We start from the raw sequence: 26,348 nt of genomic DNA on the forward strand, positions 1-26,348 counted from the left end.
ACCCTTAAACTATGTTAAGAAATGAGGATAGCGTCAATGCCTGGACAGGTCTTTTCTGACTTTGCTTAGAAATTCTGGCGTAATGCCAAGGTACGAGGCGATTTGCGTGTTGGGAAGTCGCTGCACCAGCTTCGGATACTGCTCTACAAAGCTCCGGTAGCGCTCATGGGCGGTGGAACTGATATTCTGAAGGACACGATTCTGCAATTCCACAAACTTGTTTTCGATAATGACCTTGAAAATACGATCCAGCTTGGATATCGATCGGTAAAGGTGGTACAAATCCTCTTTTTCGATAGTGAACACGATGGAAGGCTCCACTGCCTCAATAAAAGCCTGGCTGGGCTTCCCTGAATGAAAGCCTCCGATATCGGCGATCCAGTCGCCTTCCGCAGCGAATTGGATGTTGTAGTTAACACCCTTAGTATCCACAACGTACATCTTCAAACAACCTTCAGCCACAAAGCTATAATGACGGCAAAGATGGCCTGCCCGCAAAATCTCCTCTTTCCTTCTAACGATTCGTCGGGCGACTCTGCTCTCAATCAATTGCCTCTCTGTGTCGCTCAGTGGAAGGAAGCTTTCAAAATGATCGATGAGTGGCTGAGCGTTCAACGGTGTGCGACAGTATTTTGAGGCAATATAGAAAAAAACGAACCTCCACTACCGACGAGTTGTTTGTCGTTTATCTGGGCCGTTGACTCTGCTAATTGGTGTTGATCAATTCACCGACGCCCGATACTCCTGCGGTGTCACCCCCACTTGCTGTTTAAACACCCGTGTGAAATGCTGTGGGTATTTAAACCCCAGCTCGTAAGCTACCTCACTCACCGATTTACCCGGGTTAAATATCCTTTCCTTCGCTACATCGATCAGCTTCAGCTGGATAAACTCATGAGCAGATTTGCCGGACTCCTTCTTTACCAAATCACCGAAATAGTTGGGTGACAGATTGAGTTCACCGGCGAAATAGGCTACCGTTGGCAACCCTACGTCGCCAGACTTATTGGTGGAGAAAAACACATGCAGCAGCTTTTCAAACCTTTCCAACACGCCTTTGTGAACATTGTCTCGGGTAATAAATTGCCTGTCGTAGAACCGAACACAATAGTTGAGCAATAATTCGATATTACCTGCGATCAACATCCGGCTGTGCTTGTCCACGGCATGTTCCAGCTCATAAGTCACTTTTGAAAAGCTATCTAACACCAATTGTCGCTCCCGCTCTGAAATATGCAGCGCCTCACTTACCTGATAGCTGAAGAAAGTGTAATCATCGATGTGTCGTCCTAGTGAGGTTCCTTTGACCAGATCAGGATGGAAGACTACTCCATAGCCTTTGGGCTGATAAAGTTCCTCACCACCATCGGCACCAAACACCTGACCAGGGCCAATAAACACCAGTGTTCCTTCCTGATAATCGTACGTATTTTTGCCGTACCGCATGTCTCCACATTCCACATCCTTCAGCAACACCAGGTAGAACCCAAAATAGGTTCTTCTCAACCGCCTGGGCGATGCCTTTGAGAAGTCTATCACACTGACCAGTGGATGTAGCGTCTCATGATTATTGAAAGCATTGTACTGGCTGATGGTCTCAAATTTTGCGATCTCTTTCATGGCATTTCTTATTTCCGGTTAAATGTACTGCGTTCCACCATTCATTCCTTCCCCGGAAATTCGAATCAGTGGATTTGGTAGGTAAACCAGTAATCTGTATAAGCCCAACTCAAAAATACCGAATCATCTTTGCAAAGTAAGTTCATGGCCAGAGGTCAACCCTGCCTTTGATACTCAGTACCAACGGCGCCCTGGACAATCTCAGACAGCACAACAAAACAATTTCTACAATGCAAAAATTAATTTTCGGATTACTCATCACCCTTCTTGGCGTACAGTTCTCTTTTGCACAGGATGCCTCCACTGAAAAGCAACTTAAGGACCTTTCCCAATCGAAATGGCAGTGGATGGCCGACAAAAACGTGGATAAGCTGGCGGTGCTTTTCGACGACAGGGCAAAATTTGTTCACATGAGCGGAAGCTGGAAGAAGGCAAGGGAGCTGGAGATCATTGAAACGGGAAGCATCTGGTACAAGAAGGCCACGGTGCACGATGTTGCAGTGGAGGTTTTTGGTAACACGGCTATCGTGTGGAGCAGAATCACACTTGATGCCGTGGTTCGCACCAACGAGGTATCGACTGAATTTACCGTGACCGAAATCTTTCAGAAACAAAGTAGCGACTGGAAGCTCCTCGACCTGACCTTCAGCAGCGTGCGGGATACCCATGAAATTGAAAAATAAGAAGCCACTCGCTTAACGATTATCAATCTCAAAGAGCTGCATGGCTAAACCGATAGAAATCAAAGCATTATATTATTTGAACCTTGTAACCAATTGTTTGGATTTCGTAACTTTAAGATAGAGGAAAACCCGAAATTGTAAAAAACTTTAAAATCATGGCAGTATTCAATTTAAGCGTAAATGGAAAGAAGCAGCAGGTAGATGTTGACCCCGCCACCCCTATGCTTTGGGTGCTGAGGGATCACCTGAACCTGGTAGGTACTAAATTCGGCTGCGGCATTGCCCAATGCGGTGCCTGCACCATTCATCTCGATGGCACAGCGATCCGCTCCTGCCAAATGCCCGTATCTGCGGTAGCCGACAAGGCCATTACCACCATAGAGGGTTTATCAGAAGAGGGTGACCATCCGGTGCAAAAAGCCTGGCTGGAACACGATGTGCCGCAGTGCGGCTACTGCCAGGCAGGCCAAATCATGACTGCCTCTGCCCTACTCGCCAGCAATCCGAATCCAAGCGACGACGAAATCGAAGCAGCAATGAATGGCAATATCTGCCGTTGTGGTACTTACCTGAGAATCAAAGCAGCAGTAAAAACAGCCGCCGCAAACGCTTAATCCCATTCAACTCATCCGACTATGACACTCATTGCAAAAAAAATAGACAGACGCTCATTCATGAAGGTCTCTGCCCTTGCTGGCGGAGGCATGATGCTGAGCTTCAGCTGGCTGGCTGGCTGCAAGCCAACTACCCAGGCCGAGGTAATGGAGCTACCCAAAGAATGGTTTGAGCTCAACAGCTATATCAAAATAGGTGACAATGGCGTGGTAACACTCATGTCGCCCAACCCGGAATTTGGCTCCAACGTGAAAACGTCCATGCCGATGATCCTCGCTGACGAACTCGGCGTAGATTGGAAAAACGTCATCGTGGAGCAAGCCGACTTCTATCCCGAACGCTTCGACCGCCAGTTTACGGGTGGCAGCCAGGGCATTCGCCAGGGCTGGAAACCACTGAGAACGGCGGGTGCCACTGCCCGTGAAATGCTGATCAAAGCAGCCGCACAAACCTGGAGCGTGCCGGCAGAAGAGATCACCGCCGGAGCGGGCACCCTTGAACACAAGGCGAGTGGCAAGAAAGCCGGTTATGGCGAAATGGCCTCTCTCGCAGCTACTTTGGAGGTGCCTGAAGAGGTGAAACTGAAAGATATCAAGGACTTTAACCTGATCGGTGTTTCGCAGAAAAATGTGGACGGCAAGAAAATTGTCACTGGCAAGCCTTTGTTTGCCATGGATCATTATCCGGCCAATGCGCTGGTGGCCATGGTCGTTCACCCGCCTGCTTTCGGTATGAAAGTGAAATCACTGGATGAGTCATCGGCGAAGGGCATGCCTGGCATCAAAGATGTTTTCGTATTCGAACCAGTAAAAGAAGACTACGACAGGAATTTCTTCGATGTAAACTCTTTTTCTAACCTCGTTGCCATCGTGGGTACCTCCACATGGGAAGTGATGCAAGCCAAAAAGGCCATCAAGGTCGAATGGGAAATAACCGCTGACAGTTCATTTTCAATGGCAGGGTTTGGAGGCAACAAAATGACGGTGAAAGTACCCGGCGGTGTCGAAAGCACAGAAGGCCACAAAGCCGCCATGGAAGCCATGGCCAAAGGGAAAGTGAACCTCCTCAGAAAAGACGGCGACCCTGAAGGGGCATTTAAAAAAGCTGCCAAGGTGCTTGAGCGTACTTACACGGCCCCCTATCTGGCACACAACTGTATGGAGCCGATGAACTGCTTCGCTGACGTGAGGGCAGACGGAGCTACTTTGTATGGGCCTATCCAGGCACCCGAATTGATCAGAAATACAATTTCCGCCCGACTGGGACTTGATAAAGAAAAGATACAGATCAACCTGGCCAGAATGGGTGGTGGCTTCGGGCAAAGAGCGTACGGACACCACATGGTAGAAGCCGCTGTTATCTCTCAGAAGGTAGGTGCTCCTGTAAAATTGCAATACAACCGTGAGGACGACATGACCTACGGCATCTATCGCCCGACGTACAGCGCCACCTATCGTGCAGGCCTCGACGAAAACAATAACCTCATTGCCTTCCATGTGAATGGTGGTGGGGTGCCTGAGAGTCCGGTACATGCCAACCGGTTCCCTGCCGGAGCGGTAGACAACTATCTCGCCGAAGGCTGGTCAGTAGAGTCCAATATTACCATCGGGGCTTTCCGTGCGCCTCGTTCCAACTTTATTGCGGGAGCCGAGCAGTCGTTTATCGACGAGCTGGCGGAGCTGGCAGGCAAAGACCCCATCGACTTCCGACTGGAGCTACTGGAGCGTGCCAAGACCAATCCTGTAGGTGAAAGAAACGACTACGAAGCCGACCGCTATGCGGGTGTGCTGAAGCTGGTAAGGGAGAAATCCAAGTGGGACGAACCCAAGTCTGGTGTGAACCGGGGCGTGTCAGCCTACTTCTGCCATAATTCCTATGTGGCCGAGGTGATTGATGTGGTGATAGAAAACAATGCACCCGTCTTCAAAAACGTATACGCTGCTGTGGATTGCGGCATTGTGGTAAATCCCGATGCTGCTGCCAATATGGGCGAAGGTGCCATTGTGGATGGTATTGGTAATGCCCTTTTCGGCGAAATGGATTTTGTTGATGGTGTGCCTCAGAAGAACAACTTCCACCAGTACCGCATGATCAGGCAAAAGGAAGCACCACGGCATGTGGAAGTGCATTTCGTGAAAAACGATATTGATCCGACCGGACTGGGAGAGCCCCTGTTCCCTCCTACCTTCGCTGCCGTGGCCAATGCCATGCACAAAGCCACCGGCAAGCGATTCTACAACCAGCCCTTCATGAAAGAGATGGATGTGTCGAGATCGAGGATATAATATTGATTAGGTCAATAGTAAAAGGCTTCGGGGTGTATACTTCGGAGCCTTTTTTGTTGGCAGTTTTTGAGTAATTTTAATGATTTACCTATTCCGAGACTCTCGTATCAAAAAAACACTAAATTGAAGCTCTCGATTAGAATAAGAGCAAATTCTCCATTAGCATAGTCAAATTTTATAATTCATGTTTTTCAAGAACTATTTTTTAGGGGTGGCGGACATTCTTCAGGCTAAATTTCTTGGTCATGAAAGGGAAAATCAACACTCGGGAGATAAGGGGGAATTAAGCGAAAATTTCGTTCAAGAGTTTTTAACCGATTCCTTAGCTGACAACTTTAAAATATTCCGAGGTGGCCAAATCATAAACTCTTCGGGAAAAAGCTCTAAACAGCTTGATATTGTTCTTTGCGGAAAAAGAACAATTAAAATATTTGGTGACAAAGGAATTTACCCAATCGAGTCAGTTGCAGGCGTTTTTAGTATTACTGCAAATTTATCTTTTTCCAAATTAAAAGATTGCATGAAGGAATTTCACAGCATTCCCAAATATGGGTATCATTTTTCCATTGAGAAATTCTACGGGGAAACATTTGTAAAGCAAACTATGAATACCTATAAGCTACTTTTTCCATTTACCTGCGTTTTCGCATTTAAAGGAGACATCAATGAAAGATGGGTGGAGGAGATACTAGGTTTCTTGACAAAAAACAAAATAGATCCGGCATTATGGCCAGATCTCATAGTTGTTAACAAAAAAGGGATGATTGAACTAAGCCGTACGAAAACAGAGAGCGGAACAATCGACTTAAGGTATCAATTTGTCGATTTTACTGACTATACCAATTATGGAATTTGCTTCACCAAAATCCTTTTCCATCTCTACAACTTAAGCCACGAGGAATTCATCCTAAAACCACAATATGAGCAGTATTTTAATAAGGACTTAGAAGAAAAAAATGATGATTTGTAATCTACACGCCACGCACTCCAGCCGGGCACCCTTGTCTGAAGCTAGTGACGTTTCACATCTGGCCGCTTCAGTCTATTGATGTCTCAAAAGCAATGCTGCCCCCACCAGCCCCGGCCATGTATTGATGATTGCTTATGATGCCGTTATTCCATAACTTATTAGAATTTCGATGGATCTTCTAACAAAAAATTCCCAGCAAATGGCCTCAGCAAAAACATCTCTCAACAGGCGTTCCTTCTTAAAAACTTCTGCCCTCGCAGGTGGCGGCCTCATGCTTAGCTTTAGCTGGCTGGTCGGCTGCAAGCCTTCTCCCGAACAGGCCCACAGTCTCCCCGACGAATGGTTTGACCTCAATGGCTTCATCAAAATTGGCAATAACGGACTGGTCACCATCATGTCGCCCAATCCAGAGGGAGGTCAAAACATCAAAACGGCCTTCCCCATGATCGTCGCCGACGAGCTGGACGTCGACTGGAAGAATGTAGTCGTAGAGCAGGCGCCGCTGGACACTGAGAAATACACCCGGCAGTTTATCGGTGGTAGCCAGGCGATCCGCCAGGGCTGGAAAAGCCTGCGCATGGCCGGAGCAACAGCAAGGTACGTACTGAAAGAAGCTGCTGCCAAAGCCTGGGGAGTTCCGTCAGGAGAAATCACCACTGAGGCTGGTGTAATTTACCACAAAGCCAGCGGCAAACAGGCTGGCTACGGCGAGATGGCCGCTGCGGCAGTGTCGATTCCCGTGCCTGAAGAAGTGGCGCTCAAGGCGCAAAAAGACTTTAAGATCATTGGCACTTCCCGCAAAAATGTGGATGCGAAAAAGATCGTGACCGGCCAGCCATTGTTTGGCATCGACCACAAAAAGGAAGGCATGCTCATCGCCATGGTGGTGCATCCGCCTGCATTTGGTTTGAAATTAAAATCAGTGGATGATAGTGCTGCCAGGGCTATGCCCGGCATCGTCGACGTGTTTCCCATCAAAAACATGCAGGACGACTACCAGCGACAGTTTTTCGACACCTGCGCCTTTACAGAACTGGTGGCCGTAGTAGGCAAGTCCACCTGGGAGGTGATGAATGCCAGAAAGGCACTCAAAGTGGAATGGGAGCCTTTCTCTGATTATTCCGAAACGAGAGACAATGGCACCCGGCTTTTCCCTGCCGGACTCGAAAGCACGGAAGGGCACAGGGAACATATGGCGAAAAAAACTGGCAAAACCGTCAATGTGCTTCGTAAAGACGGTGACCCGGAAAAGGCATTTCAGAATGCAGCAAAAGTGATTGAACGTACCTACACAGCCCCATTTCTGGCGCACAACTGCATGGAACCAATGAACTTCTTTGCTGACGTAACTGCGGACGGAGCCACTTTGGTTGGGCCACTTCAGAAACCAGAATTCACCGAAAAAACCGTTTCTGCACGCCTGGGTATTCCGCTTGAAAAAATAGATATCCAAATGACCCGGCTTGGCGGCGGGTTTGGCCGCCGGTCGTACGCCCACTGGATGGTAGAGGCTGCCGTCATCTCCGATAAAGTGAAAGCGCCTGTGAAGCTTGTCTACAGCCGGGAAGATGACATGACCTCAGGTATCTACCGCCCCACCTATCAGGCGATCTACCGGGCAGCCCTGGATGCTGAGAATAACCTGATTGGCTTCCATGTCAACGGTGGTGGCATTCCGGAAAGCTGCATCTACGCCAACCGGTTTCCGGCTGGTGCGGTCGACAACTACCTCGCTGAAGACTGGGTGCTCGACTCCAACATCACCACCGGATCCTTCCGGGCACCCCGCTCCAACTTTATTGCTGCCGCAGAGCAGTCGTTCCTCGACGAAGTAGCCGAAGCAGCAGGGAAAGACCCCATCGATTTCCGGCTGGAGCTGTTGGAACGAGCAAAGAACACCCCGGTCGGCGACAACAATGACTATGATGCTGAGCGCTACGCTGGTGTACTCCAACTGGCGAAAGAAAAATCGAACTGGGGTGAGAAAAAGGCAGGCGTGCACCGGGGTGTTTCTGCTTACTTCTGCCACAACAGCTACGCCGCCAATGTGTTAGACCTGGTGTTTGAGAATGGCAATGCCCGGGTAGAAAAAGTCACTTGTGCCATCGACTGTGGCATTGTCGTGAATCCTGACACAGCCACAAACCTGGCGGAGGGTGCCACAGTGGATGGCGTAGGCACGGCGATGTTCGGTGCCTTTACCTTTAAAGACGGCGTGCCCGAAAAGACCAACTTCGACAAGTACCGGATGATCCGCACGAAAGAAGCACCCAAAGTCATCGACGTGCATTTCGTCAAGAATGACATTGACCCAACCGGCATGGGAGAACCGGCCTACCCCCCTGTTTTCGCCGCATTGGCCAATGCGCTTTACCAGGCCACTGGCAAACGCCTGTACGATCAGCCATTTGCGCCTGCGCTGGAGGAGTTGTCGAGGTCGAGGATTTAATATTGTTTGATTTTCGTAGCTGTTTATTTTTTTTTCATTACTCAAACAGCCTCCATGACCCTACCTTTGATTTGTTAAACGTAATAAACGCAAACAATCATGAGTAATACTTTGCCAACACGCACCCTCGGAAAAAGCGGTTTGGAAGTATCTGCCCTTGGCCTTGGCTGCATGGGTATGAGTTTTGGTCTTGGTCCAGCCGGTGAGAAAAACGAAATGATCAAAGTGATTCGGTCTGCTGTAGAGCAGGGTGTCACTTTCTTTGATACTGCGGAGGTCTACGGGCCCTACACAAATGAAAGTCTTGTGGGGGAAGCTCTTCAACCTTTTAGGAACAAGGTAATTATTGCTACCAAGTTTGGCTTCAATATCGTCGACGGAAAGATGGCTGGTGTCAATAGCCGCCCTGAAAATATAAAGAAGGCCGTTGAAGCATCACTCAAGCGACTGCGGATAGACTCAATAGATTTGCTTTACCAGCACAGGGTAGACCCCAATGTGCCCATTGAAGATGTAGCCGGAACCGTAAAGGACCTTATTCGGGAGGGAAAGGCGAAACACTTCGGCCTCTCAGAAGCCGGAGCCACCACGATCAGGAAAGCACATGCCGTTCAACCAGTTGCTGCCCTTCAAAGCGAGTACTCACTCTGGACAAGGCAGCATGAAAAGGAAATCATTCCCACCATTGAAGAATTAGGGATAGGGCTTGTGGCGTTCAGTCCATTGGGCAAAGGCTTCCTGACGGGCAAAATTGATGAAAACACGAAGTTTGGCGAAGGTGATATTCGCAGTATGCTGCCAAGGTACGCCGAAGAAGCACGAACGGCTAACAAAGCACTTCTGGATATGATTGCAGTGTTTGCCGAAAGAAAAAATGCCACCAAAGCCCAAATTGCTCTGGCCTGGGTACTGGCACAAAAACCATGGGTCGTGCCAATTCCCGGCACCACCAAAATCGACCGCTTGACTGAAAACATTGGTGCCGCCGCTATTAAGCTTGCAGCTGACGAGTTGAAGGAAATGGAAGCCGCTTCCGCTCAGATTGAAATCGTGGGTAACCGATACACTGAAGCGATGGAAAAGGCGACGGGGTTGTAAAAACACGTGGCCCCCGATTAAAGCAACAATAAAGGCAAAAGTTGCACAAAAATTTAGTCAGCCGGAATCACCAACCGACAACTGACGTATTACCCCTTCAAACATGACGGATGTCCTGTTTTCTCAGCATCGCTTTTGCGATTTTTGATAAAATTGTCTGCGCATGAGCAACAGGACGCCCCTTACCATTATCAGAGCAATTCACACCTTCATTTGGGGGTTTTTCAATGTTGTGATTTTCTACATGCTCTACGCAGTCATCACCAATAGAATTGACAAATGGCTATGGATCGGTTTTGCACTGGTGGCGTTGGAGGGAATCACCTTATTAGCCTTTAAGTGGGTTTGCCCACTAACCGTTGCCGCCCGAAAGTACTCCTCCTCCACAGCTGACAATTTTGATATTTTCTTGCCAAATTGGCTGGCCAGGCACACCAAACTGATCTACACCTCCATAGTGTTTTTCATTGCAATTCTGACCTTGATTCGGTTGTTGCCGCTTTGAAGACTTGTTAAACTATTTGGTCGTAGCCAATGGCTTCACCCACTCCTTTCTCTCAAAATCCCACACCCTGACCACCTTGGCCGGGTTGCCAACGGCTACTGAATATGGCGGAATATCGGTCATGACCACTGAATTGGCACCAATACGGCAATATTTGCCAAGCACCAACGGTTCTCCGTTCTTTTTACCCATGATCACAGTGCCTGTGCCTACGAAAGCATCCTCTTCGAGAATCACTGGTGCTTTCTGAGAAGGCTGGTGATGGTGTGGCAGGTCAGGGTCAATGCCATGGTGCATGCCGAGTATTCTGACGTACTGTGAAAGCCCTACATGCTTGTGGAGCGTTACCGGGCCAATGACCACACAGCCAAGGCCGGTGTGCACCTCGTCTCCAATGATGACGTCGCCCATGCCGTTGTTGATCAGCACTCCTTTTTCAATACGTGAGTACTTGCCCATGCTGAACTTGTTGAAAGGAACCAGGTCGAGGCGGGAGCCCCAGCTGATGCCTCTTTTAAAATAGCGGGGAAAGATCAGCCATAGCCAGATATACCAACGTACCCTGGCACTGTAGGGTTTGCGCTGGAAAATCAGCTTCAGAACAACTTCCTTAAGCTTCGGGCTGCTTTTGATCTTTTCTTTGAGAGACATTTCCTTTTGGTTGTTTTTCGAGAGCAAACCTGATAAGCGTCCCGAACTGCCTTGCCCGGTGTGTCCATGTATTTTTTGATGCGACGAGCGCTCTCTGTTTTTGCTTTTCATCATCATCAGAGGCGTAGGCTTTTAACACTTTGTCCGCAAAGTCTTCCGGTGTCAAACCAATCTCAACCACTTCACCGAGGCTGTCCAGCACTTCGGGATTAAAGTTGGTGCTTACGACCGGCTTGCCTGCTGCGAGGTACTCAAAAAGCTTCAGCGGGTAAATTCCCTGGCTCACTTCGTCACATTTGAATGGAATTATGGCCACGTCAAACCGAGCCACCACCGAAGGTGCCTCCTCGTGGTTGCATGAACCTGTAAAGTGTATTCTGGGGTGATCAAAAACTTTTTCTGGTACATATCCCGGCTCCACAGGGCCTGCCAGCACAAGATGCCAGTCGCTCAATACCTCCAGCGCATCATGCAACAAATCAAAGTCTGTTCTCCGCTCTATGTTACCAAGGTAGCCCAATACCTTGCCTTCAATGCCAGCAAGGCTTTTGTGATACGCTCCTTTGATGGCCAGTGCTTTGTTGAAAAGCTTATAATTGGCCGCATTAGGTACCAGGTAACTGTTCTCAATTCCCTGGTCGGTAAATTTCTTTTGAAGGGCTGGTGCTGTTGAAATCACCATGTCCGACTGTTCCAGGGCTATTTGCTCGAGATAAGGGCCATGGCGCAGTGTAAATGGTTTCACCATAGGGTCAATGCAGTGATAGACACTCAGTGCAGGTTTTATAGCCAGCTTCCTTTTAAGTCCAGGGAAATAGAAGTCGAAGGAGTTGATGTACACCAGCGATTCAATGTGGCTTTGCTTCAAAAACCGGTTGATCCTCCTGGCCACCGTGCGGTGGTTCAGGCCAGAGAATAAATTGTAGATAATCCCCCTGGGGAGAAAGTTAATAGGCCAAACAAAGGGAGGAAGGAGCACCTTCACTCCCTCTTTTTCGATCACAGGTTTTTTGAAGTAAGCCAAAATCCTTTTGCGAATCTCCGGTTTGTGGAACCCCTTAAGCAACTCAGTAAATGTAAAGGGGTGATCGACCAGTACCACATTATTGTCCAATGCTAACTCACTGGAAATCTGCCAGGTAGTCGACGTATATCGTTCGTCGTGCCGGGGAAGGGAAAGCACCAGTATATTAGTATTTGCAAGTCTGGTCATCAGGATGCCATTTGGTTAACCGGCAGTTTCGCCTCCAAACCTTTCCGAAGCTCCACCGCTAAATCCGGGTGACGATCGTACTGATGTACCACGGCCAGCGGTTGTCCGGTAAGGTTCTCAATTCTTCCATTAGATACCGAAAATTCTGTTAAATCCGAAAAGTGAAGAGTAGCGATCGATCCTGATCCATTGGCTTCCATGTGTCTGGTAAGCCCACGCAGGCGATAGTAAAACAAGCGAATATGAATGGCCTGATCGGCGCCAAGCATATCAATGATCTTCGGAAGGTTTTCATAGGTCTCTTCCAGCATTTCTTCTATATACTGATTGATGGCACGGCGTGAGCCATAGGTTACGCCAGCACAAGCCACATTTTTATCGGCCATTTGTTCGAAAATAGCATCAGAGTATGTCCTCCTGATCCACTTCTCGTTCATCTCACTTTCGCTGTTGGCCACTGGCTCAATACCTGTAACTATCGCATCGCTCTGAAGGGTTGCAAATGGATCGTATTGAAAAATGATATCCCGCACATCAGCAATCATCACTTGCTCATGAGGAAGCTGCGACAAAAGTTGCTTGATCAGGAAAAATCTTTTGACCATAAACTGTGTCAGCGGAGAGGTTAATGCCTCAATTCTCGCTCTTCTTAGCGGGTCCCGTTCCCATTTTGCTGACAGGTACTGCGCATATTTTTGCTGCAGCGAGGGCATTTTGCTAAGTACCTTGGCTATTACCTTGCCTGTAAAATTCTCCTTGAAGGGAATAAAATGAACACCTTGAATATGGCTGCAGTCTGCCTCGAGCTGAGGTATATTTTTGCCCGCAAACATGTAAATATCCGTGTCTGGTATGAACTTTTTGCAGCTCAGAACAAAGTGTTTGATATGCTCAAAGCCATAGCCCACCCCAAAAGTGATTATTGCCTTTCTCATCATCTTACGATTTGGTGACGAAATCATCGGTAGTATGCTTTAATTTTTTTGGCCCGAAAGCGTATTCAATTAGCTTTCCTGACTCATTCTGAATTCTCTTGATAAACGCATTGAACAGCGTGCCATCCTTCAGCAGCCTTCTTGAGCTGGTCCACATCCTGGCTTTGTTGTTGCGCACCAGCTTCAGCTTTCCAATCTCTCCAAGCTTCCGGCCCATCCTGCCATCTTCTCCAAAAACAACGAAGTTGGCACTCGACTCATCGTTGTCAAACACCCGGGTCACAGGCATTTCGAAGCCTTTCACAGCCAGCCCCTGCTCTATACGGAACCCAAAGTTGGCACCACGCACATTCAAAAACTCTCGCCTGATGCGTCTGTATTCGAAAAGAATTTCTGCCAATAGTTCATAGAAACCAAGCTGGATACGACCGGCCTTTCCAAAGGGTAAGAAGCTGTAGTTGGCATACACACAGGTGATTTTCTCATTGTCCATGAGTGGCTTTACCAGGGTCTCGACCCAGTGCGGAGGGTACAACGAATCGCCATCCCCGCAGAGCTGATACTTGCCTTTGGACGCTCTCAGTCCGGCCAGCCTGGCATGAGCAATGCCTTGTTTCGTTTCAAATAATGACCTCACTCCCAGCCTATCCAGTAATGCCTGGGTGCTGTCGGTGGAGTTATTGTTAACGATAATCAACTCGGTTGGATATTTCAGCTCCATGGCTGAAAAGGAAGAAAGCGTTCTTAGTAAGTTCTTCTCTTCGTTCCACGCCGGAATGACCACCGAAATTACCGGCTTATCCTCGCTGAACTTTGACAGTCCAGCCTTGATTCTGTCAAGCTCAGAGGCCGAAGCCTGCTTCCAGTCGCCATCTTTGAAATTATGTTTTCTCACCCAGCTGGGCACATTGAATCGTGAGCTCATGAGTATCTTAGATTATTAAACTTGTAACCAATTTTTTGAGAGTAGGTAGGCGACTGAAAATTCCAGCCAATACCTGCTAAATGAGCCTTAATGTTGCCCCACTGATTCTTCAAAGCATAGGAAACCAGGCTTTTTGGTGTGGCTACCAACAGAAAGTAGATCCAGAACAAAGTGAGGTAGAAAGACCTTGAATTGCGACGCATGAACAAAATCCTGTTTCTGCTCATGAAGTAACTTTTCAGTTCACTGATTGGGCCTACGGTTTGCGACTCCTTGTGAAACAGCATCGATTGGGTGTCAACAGCGATCTTAAATCCATGTTTCTTGATCATCTCGGCCCAGTCGTGCTCTTCATAGTAGAGAAAGTATGTTTCTGGCATCATGCCAACTGCTTCCACCACTCGCTTAGGAATCATCATAGCCGCCCCATGTGGAAAGCTCGTGTAGCTCAGTCCTTCGTCATCTGCTGCTGCCGTTGCTGTCAGGCATTCGTTGCGACAAGTCACTTTGTTGAATGGAGTGAAGCCCGCATACTGCATTACATCCGGCGTATCGAAATAATAAAGCAGAGGGCACAGCACGCCAATAGCTGGGTGGCTCTGCATCAGCGAAACGAGTCTGGGTAAGATATCGGCCTTGAATTCAGTGTCGTTATTGATGAAAAAGAAGTAGTCTCCTTTTGCTTTTCTGATGCCGAGGTTGTTGCCACCGGCAAAGCCGAGGTTGATGTCGCTTCTTACAAACGTGATCCACGGATGCTGAGCCTTCAACAACGGGCCCGGGTTTTCCCGGGACCCATTGTCTACCACCACCATCTGAATGTCTTTCATCCCCAGCTTTTCAATGCTCCGAAGTAGTTCCAGGGTGACTTTAGTATTGTTATAATTAACTGTGATGATCGATACCATACTTATACTGCTAATTTTCTTTGCGCTTTTTCCCACACGGCCGACTGCTTACCATTTATTAGTCGCCATAGGCCCCGGAAAACAGAAACATTCATGATGGTGAAGTACAAAGGGATGTACAGAATCTTCAGCCTTGTTTTTCGCTTTTCAAGTATGTAACCCACGGCCGCCATTACATAAAATGCTATTTGGGCAACGAAGAGAATCGTGCCTGGCAAGTAGCCCTGAAGAGCCAGCATAAAGCTGGTGAAGAGAAGAAGCGGCAACATCAGCGGAGCGAGTGTCCAGCGAAGTGCCCGATGCGACACATACTGAAAGGTCAATACAGGGTTGGGGAAAGGATTAAGCAATCCGCTCATGCGCACTACTGCCTGAAGTCCTCCGGCGGCAATTCTCACCTTCCGCTTTATTTCTTCGGTAATAGAAAGGGAAGCCGTTTCAAGAGCATATGACTGTGCCTCATATACTACCCGATGCCCTTTAGCGGCTATTCCCATTGTGAGTACAAAATCTTCGATCAGGGTGTCGGCAGGCACGGGCTCATAAAGGGAAGTTCTCACGGCAAAAAGCTCACCGGCTGCGCCCACCACTGAGTGTAGCTCAGAGTCCCATTGTTTAAGCTTTGATTCATATTTCCAGTAGATACCTTCACCGGCGGCTGAAGCATCGTCGGCATTGGTTTGCTCAATCCTTTTCTCTCCAGCCACGGCACCCACCGACGGATCAGCAAAATGGCGAACCAGGTTGGTGATCGCTTCATTGTTAAGCAGGGTATTGGCATCGGTGAAAATGGTAATCGGAGAAGTAATCGACTTCATTACCCGCTCCACAGCCGCAAGTTTACCCTTCCGTTCTGGTCTGTGCTCCAGGGTAATGGCTGGGTATTTCGTAATAATTTCGTTGGTTTTATCTGTACTACCGTCAGTGACAAAAAGAAACTTGATCTTATCTGACGGGTAGCTAAGGCTCAGGGAATTCCTGATTTTATCCTCTACGCAATCCTGCTCATTGTAGGCGGCCACGAGCATCGTAACTTCAGGCCATTCCGTCATCTCGACCGGCTTTCTAGGCGCAAAAAATCTCTTAATCTGCACCAGGGCGAACAACACAATGCCATAGCCCAGGTAGCTGTAGAAAAGAATGCTTAGCGCAACAATACTGATTACAATTAGGATTTCCATTTCTGATCTTTTCCACCAAATTAGCGGGTGACCAGTGCTTGGGGCCTAAGTATTCGATAGTTGGGGACGAACTGTCGATTTTTGGATTGAATCGGTGGAAGAGGGAATCAGAGTGTTTTGATATGGTTCATCAAAACGGGCTTATGTGCCCTGCTGATAGGTATTACTTTATCTTTAATCACCAGGTTAGTTTCTTCAATATCTACAATCTTGGAGAGGTTCACGATATAAGACCTGTGTACTTTTAAAAACTTGCTGTTGTCTATTTTAGCATCGATGTTCTTTAAGGTAGAATGAACAATGAACTTTTCCTTCTTCTCAGTATGGAAAACAACATAGTCGCCAATAGATTCAATATATAAAATATCATCCAGATTAAGTCTTACGTGCCTCCCATCTACTTTCACATACAGTTCGTTGATCTCTTTGGATGTCTTTTTGCCATGTACCTCTCTTGCCTTGTCGATGGCTTTTAAAAGCCGACTCAAAACAATAGGCTTGTGAAGGTAATCGGTCACCTTGTATTCAAATGCTTCAAGAGCGTACTCTTTGAGGGTGGTGGTGAAAATCACCTGCGGAATGTCGGGCTTCATTCGAACCAGCTCCATGCCGTTCAGTTCGGGCATTTCGATGTCAAGCAGAATCAAATCGACTTCTTCCTTGTTTAAAAAATTGAGTGCCTCCAAACCATTAACACACATCCCCACCACAGTGAGGTCTTCAATTTTGTCGCACATCATCTCAAGCGATTTTCTCGCCATCTCATCATCGTCAACTATCAGACACCTCATTGTATTAAATGATTTTTGATCCTGGCCAACTCGTTTTGTACAATTTGCAACTTAGGATCAATATCCCCAATAAATTTTGCGAACTTCTGTTTGAGTAAATCAGTCATTCCTGATGCTTTTCCCTCGGTTTCTATTTCAACAAGAAGCTCTGAGACTTTGGTAAGTCCCACCATAGCAAAGTTGGGAGATATTTTGTGCACTTTTCGAATAAATTCCGCTTCATTTCCTTCTTTTTCCAGCTGTTTCAAAAGCTCAATTTCGCTGGCAATACCATCAACAAAAATCTGAAAAATGATGGAAGTCCTCTCTACATCGTCCTCATACATCATGTAGAGGTGCTCTCTATCCAAAGAAGCTGAAAATTCAAAATCGGTCATTTTTTTCTCTTTCTCCTGCATTTTCTGATCCTTTAGGGCCTTGAGCAATTGCTCAGGAGTAAACGGTTTAGTCAAATGGTAGTTCATACCTACTTCGAGGGCTCGGTTGCGCTCATCTACTAATGCTGAAGCAGTCAACGCTATAATCGGGACTGTGCTGTTTGAATTGTTTTCCATGCCCCTAATCCGTATGGTTGTCTCATAACCATCCATTTTAGGCATCCGAATATCCATTAAAATATAATTATAAACATAATTTTCAACGAATTCGAGTGCTTCAACCCCATTATTAGCTATATCACAGGGAATTTCCCATTTAAAAAACAACCCCGAGAGGTATTGCTGATTCATTTCATTGTCTTCCACTATCAGCACCCTGCTCAGGTCGGGAGGAGAACTACTATCATGGCCTGGCTCCTCGGCTAGTTCGGCTTCGCCCACCCTTAACTCAAGAATCACCCGAAAAGTGGTTCCCTGACCTTCTTCACTTTCGAGCTGTATGGTACCATCCATCATCTCCACCAGTTGCTTCACTATTGATAGGCCAAGGCCGGTGCCACCATACTTAAGTTTGGTTTCCTTGTCGGCCTGTTTAAAAGTCTCAAAAACCACAGCTTGCTTGTCGGCCGATATGCCTATGCCAGTGTCCCACACCGAAAACTCCACTCTAACCGAGTCCTTTATTTTCTCCAACACCTTAGCAGCAATAACGATGAAGCCTTTTTCAGTGAACTTAGCAGCATTACCCACCAGGTTGATGAAAATCTGATTCAGGGCGGTAGGGTCGGCCAAAAGGATCTCGGGAACCTCAGGAGATATGTCGGTGAAGAAATTGATATCGCCCTTGCCCGCCTTCACCTCAAATGTCTTCATGACCGATTCTGCCACTTCCCTGACGTTGACAGGCTGCTCAGCCAACTCATACAGCCCTGCTTCTATTTTAGACAGGTCAAGGATACCGGAAATCAATCCAAGCAGTACCTCCGTCGAGAACTTGATTGTTTTGAGGTAGTCGCTTTGCTGCTGATCCAGCATCGTATCTCCCAGCAGGTTCGACATCCCAACGATCGCATTGATTGGGTTGCGGATTTCGTGACTCATGTTAGCCAAAAACTGCTTTTCTGCCAGCATGGCCTTTTCTGCCTTGTTGCGGGCGATCCTCAGTTCCTCTTCGAGCTTTTTCCTCGCACTTATATCATAATGAATGCCAAGCGATCCGATGATTTCGCCCTTATCGCTGTAGAATGGTGCACCACTGATCAATACTGAAAGTCGCTGACCTCCCTTTTTCAGGATTTCTATTTCATAAACCCCCGCCTTACCCTTCATTCTTTCTGCCTCCTGCTTCTGCATTACTTTTTTATATTCAGGAGGCAAAAGCACTTCGTCGGCAGACATTCCTGTTAGTTCTTTTTCGGTGTAGCCAGTCATTTCACAGAATCGCCGGTAGGGTTTGATAATGATCCCACTGGTGTCCACCTCCAGCAGTCCAAGCTCCATGTTTTCAATGAGGCCCCTGTACTTTTCTTCACTGAGCCTTAATCTTTTTTCCTGGTTTTTCTCTTCTGTAATATCCAAATAGTGCCAAAGGTGGCCCAGATAGGTTTCGTCTTCAAAAATCGGAATGTAGTCCCGGAGCAGTACAGTGCCATCATTCATCAGCAACTCTTCCCGGCTCACTGGCTGTTGCCTGGTGAGCAGCTGTTCTATCCGTTTGGTAAAAGCCGCGGGGTTTGCAAACAAATGTTTTGTCTGTTCTGCAGAATTACTACAGTCAGCACCAATCAGATCATCGGGCGCAGCAGAAATATTGAAAATGGAACAAAACTTCTCATTCACCAACACTATTTTGCGGTGCTCATCCTCCACCAGAATGCCTGCATTGAGGCTGCCAATTAACGAGGTGAGCCTTAAACTCGCCTTCAACAACTCCTGCTCCGAGTCCATTCGCTTCGTAACATCCCTCCCAACGGCACTTACCTTAAGAAGCTTACCGGAAGGGTTGTAGAAATACTGTACATTTTGTTCTATCCAGATCCATTGACCATTAATGCCTGTAACAGGCACCACGCTAAAACTGCGTTTCTCTTTTTCAATTCGTTGCTGCTGGTAGAAAAACAGCACCTGTTTCTTGTATTTGTCAGGCACAAAGTCGACAAATTTTCTCCCAATAATTTCTGATTTGTTGCTGAAGCCCAAACTCCTGACCGCTACCGGGTTCACCAGCGTGATGATACCTTTTCCTGTTGTTTCATAGATAAAGTCACTGGCGGAATCAATAATTTGCCGATACCTTAGCTCGCTTTCCTCGGCCTGTCTGGTTCTCTCCTCTATCTTCACCTCAAGGCTCTCGTTCAGCGCTGTCAGCTCCTTGTTGGCACTATCAAGTTCCGTAGTTCTCGACACAAGCGCAGCCTCAGCTTGCTTCCGCAAAGCTACTTCTCTCTCCAGTTGCTTCTTTAAGTCTTCCAATTCGTTCATTCCAGCTGCCAGATGTTTGTAGTGATCCGTGGATTAATCCAAAAAATACAACTTCTTGGGCTTTTTTGATAATAAGAAGGGAATATCATTCACTGCTATTTACTTTTTGAAAGCAAGCTCGCTTTTTATTCATTCACTAAAAGCAAAAACAAGTAGAGCTACAGCCTGCACCTTATTCTATGCTCATTGCTGCCCCCGGGCCGGGCTACGTAAATCCGATGTCATATCGCCTAAAAAAAATTGCCTCTTCAACGCAACCTGTCGGCGATTCGTCGCATCTAACCAACAAGGTCAAATTAACACACTATGCTTAAAAACTTTTTCAATGTAACCTTCAGGAGCATTCTGAAGCACAAATTCTACTCCTTCATCAACATTCTAGGGCTCTCCATCGGCATCACATGTTTTTTGATGATCACGCTCTACGTGAAAGATGAGCTGAGCTACGACAAACACCTGCCAGCTATTGAAAGGCTCTACCGACTCGATTTCACTGGTACCATTGGTGGCAACACGTTCATCACTTCCCTTTCGAGCGTGCCCGCAGCACAAGCGCTCATGAACGACTACCCAGAAGTGGAGTCGGCAGTGCGGATGCGGGACAGAGGCAACGAGATGATCAAACCAGAGGGCCAGATGCAAATCTTCAACGAGGAGAAAATACTTTTGGCTGACTCGAATTTTTTTGAGTTTTTTCAGCTGCCTCTAATCGAAGGAGACCCTGCAACAGCGCTGGCAGCTCCTAAAAAGGCAGCCATAAGCGAAGCCATAGCAAAAAAGTATTTTGGTAATGAGACAGCCGTTGGCAAAACAATAGAAGTACAGGGCTGGGACAACTTTGAGGTTACAGCTGTGTACAAAGAAATGCCAAGCAATCAACACTTTCATGCCGACGTATTATTCTCAATTACCAGCACAAGCGAAGCTTTCAATACGCAATGGATGGGGTTCAATTTTGTCACTTACCTCAAAATAAAACCAGAGAACGCTGCTGTAGCACTTGAAGCGAAATTCCCGGACATGATCGCCAAATACATTGGGCCTGAAATTCAGAAGTTCATGGGCCAGAACATGGAGGAGTTCAAGGAAGCTGGTGGCCAGCTGGGTTATGCCTTATATCCTGTAAAGGATATCCACCTCAACTCAAGCAAACTCGGAGAACTCGAGGCCAATGGCGACATCACCTATGTGTATCTGTTTTCGGTCATTGCTTTCTTCATTCTGCTGATTGCCTGCATCAATTTCATGAACCTGTCAACGGCACGCTCTGCAAACAGGGCCAAAGAGGTTGGCGTTCGAAAAGTGTTGGGCGCCCAGCGCCCTCTCATCGTTCGCCAGTTTCTGGCAGAGGCACTTATCCTGAGCTTCTTTTCATTTATGCTGGCCTACGGGTTATGCTTTCTGCTCCTGCCCTCGTTCAATACACTGGCCGAAAAGCAATTAGCCATCAGTGCTTTGCTTACACCAGGGTTTATTATCACCATTTTGGGATTGATCATTGCGGTCGGTTTATTGGCTGGCAGCTACCCCGCCTTCTACCTTTCTGGCTTCAAGCCTGTAGAGGTACTTAAAGGCAAGCTCAACCTCGGCATGAAGAGTGGGGCCATTCGTAGCTTTCTTGTTGTCTTCCAGTTCACGCTCTCCATTATCATGATAGTGGGCACCATGGTTATTTATGATCAATTGAATTTCATACGAAACAAAAAGCTTGGCTACCAGAAAGATCACTTGGTTATTATCAACGATCCCTGGCTTTTGAAAGACAACCTCAACGCCTTCAAAACTGAGGCACTGCGAAACTCGGCTGTCGTCAGCGGCACTCTCAGTAGCTTCCTGCCTGTTAATGGCAATACCAATAATAACCTCTATTTCAAAGGGAAAAATCCTCAAAACGAATCCCACATAGTCAGTGACTGGCGAGTCGATCAGGACTACGTGCCCACATTTGGTATTGAAATAAAAGAGGGGCGAAACTTCTCTCGAGAGTTTCCAAGTGATTCTTCTGCTATAGTAGTCAACGAGGCATTTGTGAAGCAGTTTGGCCTTGAAAACCCCGTTGGCGAATTTATCTCCACTCATGGTGATGACGAAGATGGCACCAGCATTGTTTCCTACAAAATCATTGGGGTTATGGGGGATTTTCATTATGCCTCTCTGAGAGAAAGTATTTATCCTCTGATGATGAAACTGGCAAGCAGCAGGGGGAATATCACTTTCAAAGTGGCTGGCGACAATATTGATCAAACCATCGCCACCCTGAAGAGCACCTGGGAGCAGTTTGGCCCCGGGCAGCCTTTCAGCTACAACTTCATCGACCAGCAGTTTGAGGAAGTGCACAAGTCGGAAATGCGGATAGGCTCCATCTTTATGGTATTTGCTTCGCTGGCTGTGTTTATTGCCTGCCTCGGGCTATTTGGGCTGGCAGCTTTCACAGCCGAGCAGCGCAACAAAGAAATTGGGGTACGCAAAGTGCTTGGTGCCAGTGTTTCCAGTATCATGAGCCTGCTGTCCAGGGAGTTTGTGAAGTTGATTGGTATTTCCTTTGTCATAGCTGCACCTACAGCCTACTATGCTGTCGGCAAGTGGCTCGACAACTTTGCCTACCGCACCAACCTCAGCCTGGTGACCATTTTCATTGCGGGCTTGCTATCGTTGGTGGTGGCCTGGCTCACTATGAGCTTTCAAACATGGCGAGCTGCACGTGCCAACCCTGTAAACTCCCTCAGAAGCGAATGAGATAAAGAAAAAGAGGCCAGCCCAATAAACTTGAGCTGGCCTCTGCCTTTTAAAAGGAATCTCTTTCTTTACTCGCCTGCTTCTTTCTTAGGCAACACATTTGTGGTAATGCTGATCCTTTCGCTGCTATTGGTAGCGTTAGAGATAATGGTGATCACCTTGTTCTGCATACCCATTTTTCCAGTGCTGTTGAACGACACCTTCACTTCACCTTTTTCTCCGGGAGCAATAGGCTCTTTTGGCCAGCTGGGGGCTGTGCACCCGCATGTCGTCAACACTCTCGACAGAATCAGAGGCTCAGTGCCTTTATTTGAAAAGGCAAATACATATTCTACCTTATCGCCTTGTGTAATGTCACCAAAATCGTGAGTAGACTCCTCAAACTTAATTTCAGGGCCCTTCTTTTCTGTAGCCGCATCCTGCGCTTGTACAGCTACTGCCGATGCCAGCATGAAAACTACTAACCAAGCAAACTTTCTCATATCCAATTATATTTTGTAAAACTCATTTTTAATACACAAACAACGGCGTAGGTAACCAATAGTTCCCTTATTAACACCAGAGAAACGTTTTTATTCACCCTCTTCAACAAAAGTAAATAAATTTCTCAGAGCAAAGAAACTTAGTTGCTCTTCGACACAGCCTCCATTAACCCCCGCATATACCCTATAGCATAAAGGTTGCCAAGAATACCATAACCAGGGTGATTGTTTTCCTCTCCCTCCATCGTCGGCACATGATCCGGCCTGATAGGCCCCTTGAAGCCAATATCATAATATGCCTTCATGGCTTCGTACATGTCAGTTTTGCCATTATCATGGAAGCTTTCTTCAAATTTCCATTTGTCGCCAATGATGTCCCTGAAGTGCACAAAGTAGATGCGGTTTCTGTTGCCAAAGTACCTGATGGCCGACGGAATATCTTCCCCCATAGTGGCAAAGGTGCCCTGGCAGAAAGTGAGCCCGTTGCTTGGGCTGGAATGCATATCCAGCATACGTTTGAAGGCCTCCACCGACGTCATGATCCTCGCAATGCCACGAATATTGGGTATTGGCGGGTCATCAGGGTGCATGGCCATTTTAATCCCTGCTTTTTCCGCTTCCGGCATAATTGCCTTCAGGAAGTAGTCGAGGTTACTCCACATTTTCTCCGCCGAAATTTCGCCGTACTCCGTAAGGGGCTGGTCTTTTACGTCTTCGTAGTTAAAGGCAGTAACGAAGGCGTCCCCTCGGCCCCTTTTGTCGACCTGGCTGCGATGCCAGCTAATCACGGGCATCCAGTTATAACAAACAGTATCGATGCCCGCCCTGGCGCTGCTTTTTAAGAATGTGATAAAATTATCAAGCTCCTCGTCTCGCCCCGGCAGTCCCAACTTTGCTTTCTCAAGTGTCGGTGGCCCTTCCAATACCCGCAGCACCAATCCTTCCTTCGCAAATACGTCTTTCAGCCCCTGAATAGTCTCATAGTCCCAGGGCTTTTTGCCAGGCACGCCAGCCATGCTGGGACTCACAGAGCAAACCGCTCCATCCACGCCCATTTGGCGCTGTAAAGCCAGTTTCTGAGGTTGCATACCGTAGAAGTAAGACATGCAAATTTGCAGTTCGTCTTTCACTTCCGGGTCCCTACGGCCTACTTCAGCAAATGCATGACTGCCTCCCAGACCGGAGAGGGCTGCCAGCGAGGCTGTACCCTTTATAAACTGTCTCCTCGACTTTTCCATGTTCTCAAATATTAGGTGTTGCGAGTTGGTCTAACCTGCCAGGTAAGTTAACAAAAAGAGAAAACTTCAAAAGGTTAACTACTTATGAACGGTTCGCAGGTGAAGTGTGAAAACAGAACCCATACCAAACTCAGATTCGACAGTAATCTTCCCTTTGATCTTTTGTGCCGCTTCGCTGGCGATATAAAGCCCAAGCCCCGATCCTTTAGAGCTGGTAGTGCCTCGATAAAACATCTCAAAAATTCTTTTTAGAATCTCTGGCTTTATTCCCTCACCGTTGTCACTCACCATGATAGATACCTCGCTGCCTTTCTTTCGGGAGGTGATGGTAATTTTAGCCGGATGGCTCTCATTTTTTTTTCTATACGCAATGGCATTTCCAATCAGGTTAGCCAAAATCACCCGAACGCTTGTTTTATCATTGATAATCTCACCCACAGTAAGCGACGAGAAGTCAATCTCAACAGCATCGAATCCATCCATATAGCGAACGTCTTCAATGATATCAGCAATGAGTTCCTGCATGTCTATGCGTTGGTAGTTAGCCTCCACTCGCTTAACGTGCGAAAAATCGAGCACCTCCACAATGAATTGTTCGAGTTTCCTGACACTGTCCTCAATCTTATTGAAATAGGTTCTATGCTCCGCCTGGTCCCGAGTGAGGGTACTGAGGTTAACCAGCCCTTTTATCGATTTAAGAGGTGCCGTAAGGTCATGAGAAACACTGTAAACAAAGTGATCCAGCTCCTTATTAGTTGTCTTAAGTTCACTGTTGGCCCTTTCCAGCCGAATCACCTGATCGGTGATTTGCTCCCTGGCGAAATTTATGTCATCAATCACTCTGCCAGTTATCGCTGAAAACACGTAAAGCAAACTGGTGCCGAGGTAAATATTGATCAAAACCGGATCAATCGTGTACTCCCCCATCGCCTCGATCTCCCTGACGACCGGAATAATATAGGCAAGTATAAAGATGAAGGAGTTGGTGAGCACCGCCATGCCAAACCCAAAACGCAAAGCAAACCAGAGTGAAAAAACACCATACACAAACCAGTATTGATCCAGGCCGACAAAAAATGACATCATGAAGATTAAAAAGTAGATAGCAATTACCAGAAGTCTATCCTTACCAGGGATTTTAGGGCTGTAGTCGTTGAAGTCGAAATGAATAGCGAGCAGGCCATGCCGCCCCATCACAGGTGTCAAAAAATATAAAATTGGCAGGGTTAGTCCAAAATTACACATAAACTCCCTGAGCCAGCCAAGTACAGCAGTGCTGGAAAACATCACAATCGGGAAATGGAACGTCAAATAGAATAACACTTTCAGAAAAAGGAAGGAAATGAACAGGGGAATAATTATTCCCCACAGCAAAAACAGATTGAGGTTGTGTGTATCCGGTATCCAATACTTCCCATGGTTCTTTACAGAAAAGAGGTACCATGAAAGGAAGACAAATGATGTTTCAGGCAGCGCAAATAAGGGGCGGAAATACCAGGGATCCACGCCCCACAGGTACCCGCAAATGACCGCATTGATGTACACCATTGGAAGTACCCTGACTGGCCCCCACCAGTTGACAAGTATTATTCCGATAGCAGTTGGCAGGTAGATCAGAGCAGCCGTGGAAGAAATTCTGTATATCGACGACAGGTAGCTTGCAGCAAAAAAGATAATAAGAGGAGCCACCCACGTCCACCAGGGCAATATATTTCTCAGCTGACTTTGGCTGACTTTGTTATCAGTTTTCACACAATGGCCCAGGTTGATTGCTAACTAATATACCGAAAAGATACTATAATAACACACATCAGGCACCTCAAAACAGGGCAATCGCATTCAAACTGATTATTACGAGACTAATGGTAAAAGAATTTTTCGGGGCCCGGGGCACAGAATGGTCAAAGCCTCAAGGAGGCTTATCAAAGTCTCATATGGTGTGTGTTTAGTATAAAAAAAGGGAGCTGTTGTGTTTGGTGTTGTGCTCCTCTTTCATGGTTCAATATACTGAAAATGAGATAATTGTAAATTTTTTTATCTTTTTTTTTGATCCATTAGAGCGAAATAGTTTTTCCGGATTCAAAAGGTTTTGAACAGGTAAAAGACAATCTTTTTTGCAATATCTTTAGTCAAATGAAAGATTGCAGAACTACTTATCGGGGTAATTTACGATACCCTCTGGTCGAAGTCATGTTTTTGGTTATT

The 26,348-nt window shown here is 47.0% G+C and carries 21 protein-coding genes; 8 read left to right on the forward strand and 13 right to left on the reverse strand.

Annotation, left to right across the window (positions count from 1 at the left end; genetic code table 11):
• Positions 1–33 precede the first annotated feature (33 nt).
• Complete coding sequence (locus GC130_RS06880; protein WP_151997538.1) at positions 34–615, reverse strand: Crp/Fnr family transcriptional regulator; 582 nt, start codon at positions 613–615, stop codon at positions 34–36.
• Between the two features lie 105 nt (positions 616–720).
• Positions 721–1,620, reverse strand: a complete 900-nt coding sequence (locus GC130_RS06885) for an AraC family transcriptional regulator (RefSeq protein ID WP_151997539.1) — start codon at positions 1,618–1,620, stop codon at positions 721–723.
• Positions 1,621–1,850: 230 nt separating this feature from the next.
• Here GC130_RS06885 and GC130_RS06890 point away from each other — a divergent pair, with 230 nt between their 5' ends.
• The 7 genes from GC130_RS06890 to GC130_RS06920 all read left to right on the forward strand — a co-directional run bounded on the left by GC130_RS06890 (position 1,851) and on the right by GC130_RS06920 (position 10,225).
• Positions 1,851–2,303: a nuclear transport factor 2 family protein gene (locus GC130_RS06890; protein WP_151997540.1), complete on the forward strand. Its 453-nt coding sequence runs from the start codon at positions 1,851–1,853 to the stop codon at positions 2,301–2,303.
• Positions 2,304–2,458: 155 nt separating this feature from the next.
• Positions 2,459–2,917 (forward strand): (2Fe-2S)-binding protein, encoded by a 459-nt coding sequence (locus GC130_RS06895; protein WP_151997541.1) that lies wholly within the window; start codon positions 2,459–2,461, stop codon positions 2,915–2,917.
• A 21-nt stretch (positions 2,918–2,938) separates the two neighbouring features.
• Positions 2,939–5,203, forward strand: a complete 2,265-nt coding sequence (locus tag GC130_RS06900) for a xanthine dehydrogenase family protein molybdopterin-binding subunit (RefSeq protein ID WP_151997542.1) — start codon at positions 2,939–2,941, stop codon at positions 5,201–5,203.
• A gap of 184 nt (positions 5,204–5,387) precedes the next feature.
• Positions 5,388–6,173, forward strand: coding sequence for a DUF6602 domain-containing protein (locus GC130_RS06905; protein WP_151997543.1), 786 nt, complete (start codon positions 5,388–5,390; stop codon positions 6,171–6,173).
• Between the two features lie 199 nt (positions 6,174–6,372).
• Positions 6,373–8,622: a xanthine dehydrogenase family protein molybdopterin-binding subunit gene (locus GC130_RS06910; protein WP_151997544.1), complete on the forward strand. Its 2,250-nt coding sequence runs from the start codon at positions 6,373–6,375 to the stop codon at positions 8,620–8,622.
• Between the two features lie 111 nt (positions 8,623–8,733).
• On the forward strand, positions 8,734–9,720 hold the full coding sequence (locus GC130_RS06915) for an aldo/keto reductase (RefSeq protein ID WP_151997568.1): 987 nt from the start codon (positions 8,734–8,736) through the stop codon (positions 9,718–9,720).
• Between the two features lie 163 nt (positions 9,721–9,883).
• Positions 9,884–10,225, forward strand: coding sequence for a hypothetical protein (locus GC130_RS06920; protein WP_151997545.1), 342 nt, complete (start codon positions 9,884–9,886; stop codon positions 10,223–10,225).
• 12 nt (positions 10,226–10,237) lie between these two features.
• Here the strand turns inward: GC130_RS06920 and GC130_RS06925 are convergent, their stop codons facing one another.
• The 8 genes from GC130_RS06925 to GC130_RS06960 form a co-directional block, all read right to left on the reverse strand.
• On the reverse strand, positions 10,238–10,876 hold the full coding sequence (locus GC130_RS06925; protein ID WP_151997546.1) for an acyltransferase: 639 nt from the start codon (positions 10,874–10,876) through the stop codon (positions 10,238–10,240).
• Positions 10,836–12,089, reverse strand: a complete 1,254-nt coding sequence (locus tag GC130_RS06930) for a glycosyltransferase (RefSeq protein WP_151997547.1) — start codon at positions 12,087–12,089, stop codon at positions 10,836–10,838. The genes GC130_RS06925 and GC130_RS06930 overlap by 41 nt, the downstream gene beginning before the upstream one ends.
• Positions 12,089–13,024: a hypothetical protein gene (locus GC130_RS06935; protein WP_151997548.1), complete on the reverse strand. Its 936-nt coding sequence runs from the start codon at positions 13,022–13,024 to the stop codon at positions 12,089–12,091. The genes GC130_RS06930 and GC130_RS06935 overlap by 1 nt, the downstream gene beginning before the upstream one ends.
• A 4-nt stretch (positions 13,025–13,028) precedes the next feature.
• Complete coding sequence (locus GC130_RS06940; protein ID WP_151997549.1) at positions 13,029–13,949, reverse strand: glycosyltransferase family A protein; 921 nt, start codon at positions 13,947–13,949, stop codon at positions 13,029–13,031.
• Positions 13,946–14,857 carry a glycosyltransferase family 2 protein gene (locus GC130_RS06945; RefSeq protein ID WP_151997550.1) on the reverse strand — a complete coding sequence of 304 codons (912 nt, stop codon included), beginning with the start codon at positions 14,855–14,857 and terminating at the stop codon, positions 13,946–13,948. Before GC130_RS06945 ends, GC130_RS06940 begins: the two co-directional genes overlap by 4 nt.
• 2 nt (positions 14,858–14,859) lie before the next feature.
• On the reverse strand, positions 14,860–16,038 hold the full coding sequence (locus GC130_RS06950) for a glycosyltransferase family 2 protein (protein WP_151997551.1): 1,179 nt from the start codon (positions 16,036–16,038) through the stop codon (positions 14,860–14,862).
• Positions 16,039–16,145: 107 nt separating this feature from the next.
• The gene (locus GC130_RS06955; protein WP_151997552.1) at positions 16,146–16,829 is read right to left on the reverse strand and encodes a LytTR family DNA-binding domain-containing protein; all 684 of its coding nucleotides are present in this window, start codon (positions 16,827–16,829) and stop codon (positions 16,146–16,148) included.
• On the reverse strand, positions 16,826–19,687 hold the full coding sequence (locus GC130_RS06960; protein ID WP_151997553.1) for a PAS domain S-box protein: 2,862 nt from the start codon (positions 19,685–19,687) through the stop codon (positions 16,826–16,828). The genes GC130_RS06955 and GC130_RS06960 overlap by 4 nt, the downstream gene beginning before the upstream one ends.
• Positions 19,688–19,993: 306 nt before the next feature.
• Here GC130_RS06960 and GC130_RS06965 point away from each other — a divergent pair, with 306 nt between their 5' ends.
• Complete coding sequence (locus GC130_RS06965) at positions 19,994–22,423, forward strand: ABC transporter permease (RefSeq protein WP_151997554.1); 2,430 nt, start codon at positions 19,994–19,996, stop codon at positions 22,421–22,423.
• Between the two features lie 68 nt (positions 22,424–22,491).
• Here the strand turns inward: GC130_RS06965 and GC130_RS06970 are convergent, their stop codons facing one another.
• The 3 genes from GC130_RS06970 to GC130_RS06980 form a co-directional block, all read right to left on the reverse strand.
• Positions 22,492–22,905, reverse strand: a complete 414-nt coding sequence (locus GC130_RS06970; RefSeq protein WP_151997555.1) for a DUF1573 domain-containing protein — start codon at positions 22,903–22,905, stop codon at positions 22,492–22,494.
• 140 nt (positions 22,906–23,045) lie between these two features.
• Positions 23,046–24,143: a mannonate dehydratase gene (locus tag GC130_RS06975; RefSeq protein WP_151997556.1), complete on the reverse strand. Its 1,098-nt coding sequence runs from the start codon at positions 24,141–24,143 to the stop codon at positions 23,046–23,048.
• 78 nt (positions 24,144–24,221) lie between these two features.
• Positions 24,222–25,895: an ATP-binding protein gene (locus tag GC130_RS06980; RefSeq protein ID WP_151997557.1), complete on the reverse strand. Its 1,674-nt coding sequence runs from the start codon at positions 25,893–25,895 to the stop codon at positions 24,222–24,224.
• Between the last annotated feature and the right edge of the window lie 453 nt (positions 25,896–26,348).

The sequence above is a fragment of the Imperialibacter sp. EC-SDR9 genome (genome assembly GCF_902498805.1).
Classification (GTDB): Bacteria; Bacteroidota; Bacteroidia; order Cytophagales; family Cyclobacteriaceae; genus Imperialibacter.

Coding starts and splice junctions, on each gene's coding strand:
- GC130_RS06965 (WP_151997554.1), top strand. CDS start 19,994: ATGCTTAAAAACTTTTTCAATGTAACCTTCAGGAGCATTCTGAAGCAC.
- GC130_RS06930 (WP_151997547.1), bottom strand. CDS start 12,089: ATGACCAGACTTGCAAATACTAATATACTGGTGCTTTCCCTTCCCCGG.
- GC130_RS06920 (WP_151997545.1), top strand. CDS start 9,884: ATGAGCAACAGGACGCCCCTTACCATTATCAGAGCAATTCACACCTTC.
- GC130_RS06950 (WP_151997551.1), bottom strand. CDS start 16,038: ATGGAAATCCTAATTGTAATCAGTATTGTTGCGCTAAGCATTCTTTTC.
- GC130_RS06905 (WP_151997543.1), top strand. CDS start 5,388: ATGTTTTTCAAGAACTATTTTTTAGGGGTGGCGGACATTCTTCAGGCT.
- GC130_RS06955 (WP_151997552.1), bottom strand. CDS start 16,829: ATGAGGTGTCTGATAGTTGACGATGATGAGATGGCGAGAAAATCGCTT.
- GC130_RS06895 (WP_151997541.1), top strand. CDS start 2,459: ATGGCAGTATTCAATTTAAGCGTAAATGGAAAGAAGCAGCAGGTAGAT.
- GC130_RS06885 (WP_151997539.1), bottom strand. CDS start 1,620: ATGAAAGAGATCGCAAAATTTGAGACCATCAGCCAGTACAATGCTTTC.
- GC130_RS06935 (WP_151997548.1), bottom strand. CDS start 13,024: ATGAGAAAGGCAATAATCACTTTTGGGGTGGGCTATGGCTTTGAGCAT.
- GC130_RS06890 (WP_151997540.1), top strand. CDS start 1,851: ATGCAAAAATTAATTTTCGGATTACTCATCACCCTTCTTGGCGTACAG.
- GC130_RS06910 (WP_151997544.1), top strand. CDS start 6,373: ATGGCCTCAGCAAAAACATCTCTCAACAGGCGTTCCTTCTTAAAAACT.
- GC130_RS06945 (WP_151997550.1), bottom strand. CDS start 14,857: ATGGTATCGATCATCACAGTTAATTATAACAATACTAAAGTCACCCTG.
- GC130_RS06900 (WP_151997542.1), top strand. CDS start 2,939: ATGACACTCATTGCAAAAAAAATAGACAGACGCTCATTCATGAAGGTC.
- GC130_RS06970 (WP_151997555.1), bottom strand. CDS start 22,905: ATGAGAAAGTTTGCTTGGTTAGTAGTTTTCATGCTGGCATCGGCAGTA.
- GC130_RS06925 (WP_151997546.1), bottom strand. CDS start 10,876: ATGTCTCTCAAAGAAAAGATCAAAAGCAGCCCGAAGCTTAAGGAAGTT.
- GC130_RS06940 (WP_151997549.1), bottom strand. CDS start 13,949: ATGAGCTCACGATTCAATGTGCCCAGCTGGGTGAGAAAACATAATTTC.
- GC130_RS06960 (WP_151997553.1), bottom strand. CDS start 19,687: ATGAACGAATTGGAAGACTTAAAGAAGCAACTGGAGAGAGAAGTAGCT.
- GC130_RS06975 (WP_151997556.1), bottom strand. CDS start 24,143: ATGGAAAAGTCGAGGAGACAGTTTATAAAGGGTACAGCCTCGCTGGCA.